Origin of the sequence: Frateuria sp. (genome assembly GCF_013362045.1) — a bacterium.
In the GTDB taxonomy this organism is placed as follows: Bacteria; Pseudomonadota; Gammaproteobacteria; order Xanthomonadales; family Rhodanobacteraceae; genus Frateuria_A.
Map to the genome: position 1 here is coordinate 1 of NZ_JABFWW010000191.1, position 2,246 is coordinate 2,246.

Annotated in this window: 3 protein-coding genes; all 3 read left to right on the top strand. The window is 68.2% G+C overall.

The window, feature by feature from the left end:
* On the top strand, window positions 1-285 hold a 285-nt coding region (locus HOQ08_RS08905), incomplete at its 5' end, for a gluconate 2-dehydrogenase subunit 3 family protein (protein ID WP_291193432.1).
* Entirely contained in the window at window positions 285-2,051 is a 1,767-nt protein-coding gene (locus HOQ08_RS08910) for a GMC family oxidoreductase (RefSeq protein ID WP_291193434.1), read from the top strand. The genes HOQ08_RS08905 and HOQ08_RS08910, both read left to right, overlap by 1 nt.
* The coding region (locus HOQ08_RS08915) for a hypothetical protein (RefSeq protein WP_291193436.1) at window positions 2,048-2,246 on the top strand (199 nt) is incomplete at its 3' end. The genes HOQ08_RS08910 and HOQ08_RS08915, both read left to right, overlap by 4 nt.

Sequence of the window (2,246 nt, forward strand, 5' to 3'; positions counted from 1 at the left end):
ACCGACGACCTCGAAGGGGTGCCGGCCAAGACGTTCTTCGAGTCGCTGCTCGCGTTGACCGTGGAGGGCTACTTCAGCGATCCGGCGTACGGCGGCAATCGCGGCGGCCGCTCGTGGGCCATGGTCGGTTTCCCGGGCGCTTACGGCAATTACTACGACCTGGTCGACAAGCACGGCATCCAGTTCGACCTGCCGCCGCGCAGCCTGGCGCAGGACGGCGCCGGCCACGTGCACGAGATGCCGGTCGCGATGCCGGTGTCGCGCAAGCAGCAGGGGAGGCGCTGATGGCCGCCACCCGACTTCCCGCCGTCGACGCGGTCGTGCTGGGCGTGGGCCTGGTGGGCACCGTGCTCGGACGCGAACTCACCAAGGCCGGCCTCAAGGTGGTCGGCCTCGAGCGCGGCCAGCCGCGGTCCACCGTGCCGGACTTCCAGGGCCCGGCCATGCACGACGAGCTGAAGTACTCGATCCGCAAGGGCCTGATGCAGGACAGCGCGCGCGAGACGCTCACCTTCCGCAACAAGGCCAGCGAGACCGCGCTGCCGATCCGGCGCTTCGAAAGCTTCCTCCCCGGCACCGGGCTCGGAGGCGCGCTCGTGCACTGGAACGGCCAGACCTACCGCTTCCAGGACACCGACTTCAAGATGCGCTCGCGCACCGTCGAGCGCTACGGCGAGAAGTTCATCCCGCAGGGCGTGCTGGTGCAGGACTGGGGCGTGACGGCCGCCGACCTCGAGCCGCACTACGACCGCTTCGAGTACCTGCTGGGCACCAGCGGCAAGGCCGGCAACATCAAGGGCCAGAAGATGGCCGGCGGCAACCCGTTCGAGGACCCGCGCTCGCGCGAGTACCCGACGCCGCCGCAGAAGGAGCCGTACGGCTCCGCGCTGTTCCGCAAGGCCGCCACGGGCCTGGGCTACCACCCGTTCACGCAGCCGTCGTCGAACCTGAGCCAGAACTACACCAATCCCGAGGGCATGGAACTGCGCACCTGCATGTTCTGCGGCTTCTGCGAGCGCTACGGCTGCGAGCACTACGCCAAGTCGTCGCCGCAGACCATCCTTCTGCCCAAGCTGATGGCCGATCCGAACTTCCAGTTGCGCACGCAGTGCCAGGTGCTGCGCGTGAACCTGGACAAGGACAGGAAGAAGGCCATCAGCGTCACCTACGCCGATGCGCAGGGCCGCGAGTTCGAGCAGCCGGCCAGCCTGTTCATCGTCGGCATGTTCGCGCTGAACAACGTGCGGCTGCTGCTGCTGTCGGGCATCGGGGCGCCCTACGACCCGGCCACCGGCAAGGGCGTGGTGGGTCGGAACTACGCCTACCAGACCACCAGCGGGGCGACCGTTTTCTTCGACGAGAAGGTGAACATCAATCCCTTCATGCGCTCGGGCGCGTCGGGCACGGTGATCGCCGATTTCGTCAGCGACAACTTCGACCACGGCCCGCTGGGCTTCCTGGGCGGCGGCTTCATCGGCGAGACGATGTCGCATGGACGGCCGATCGAGTTCCATCCGACACCGCCCGGCACCCCGTCATGGGGTTCGAAGTGGAAACAGGCGGTGGCGCAGCACTACAACCACACCAGCTCTGTCGGCGTGCACGGCAGCTCGATCGCGCATGCGCAGAACTTCCTGGACCTGGACCCGACGTACAAGGACGCGTGGGGCCTCCCGCTGCTGCGCATGACGTTCGACTTCCCCGAGAACGACCTCAAGATGTCGGCCTTCCTCACCGACAAGGCGGCGCAGATCGCGCGTGCCATGGGCGGCCGGCAGGTGTCGTCCAGCCCGCGCAAGGGGCCGTACACCATCACGCAGTACCAGACCACCCACAACACGGGCGGCACGGTGATGGGGACCGACCCGGCCACCAGCACCGTCAACCGGTACCTGCAAAGCTGGGACGTGCCCAACGTGTTCGTGATCGGCGCGTCGAACTACCCGCAGAACGCCTCGTACAACCCGACGGACACGCTGGGCGCGCTGGCCTACTGGGCCGCCGATGCGATCACGGGCAAGTACCTGAAGCAACCGGGGCTGATCACATGACCGCCCGCATCGGCATCGTGGCGGTCGCGGCCCTCGTGCTGCTGGCGGCCTGCAACCGCGAGGGCGATTCCTCGAAGCAAGGTGCAGCACCGGCGGCTTCGGCACCCGCGCAGGGCGCATCCGCCGCCGCTTCGCAACCTGCACCAGGCGCATCGGGCGCCGCTGCGCAGCCCCTCGTGCCGCAGCAGGTGGTCA

Coding starts and splice junctions, on each gene's coding strand:
- HOQ08_RS08910 (WP_291193434.1), top strand. CDS start 285: ATGGCCGCCACCCGACTTCCCGCCGTCGACGCGGTCGTGCTGGGCGTG.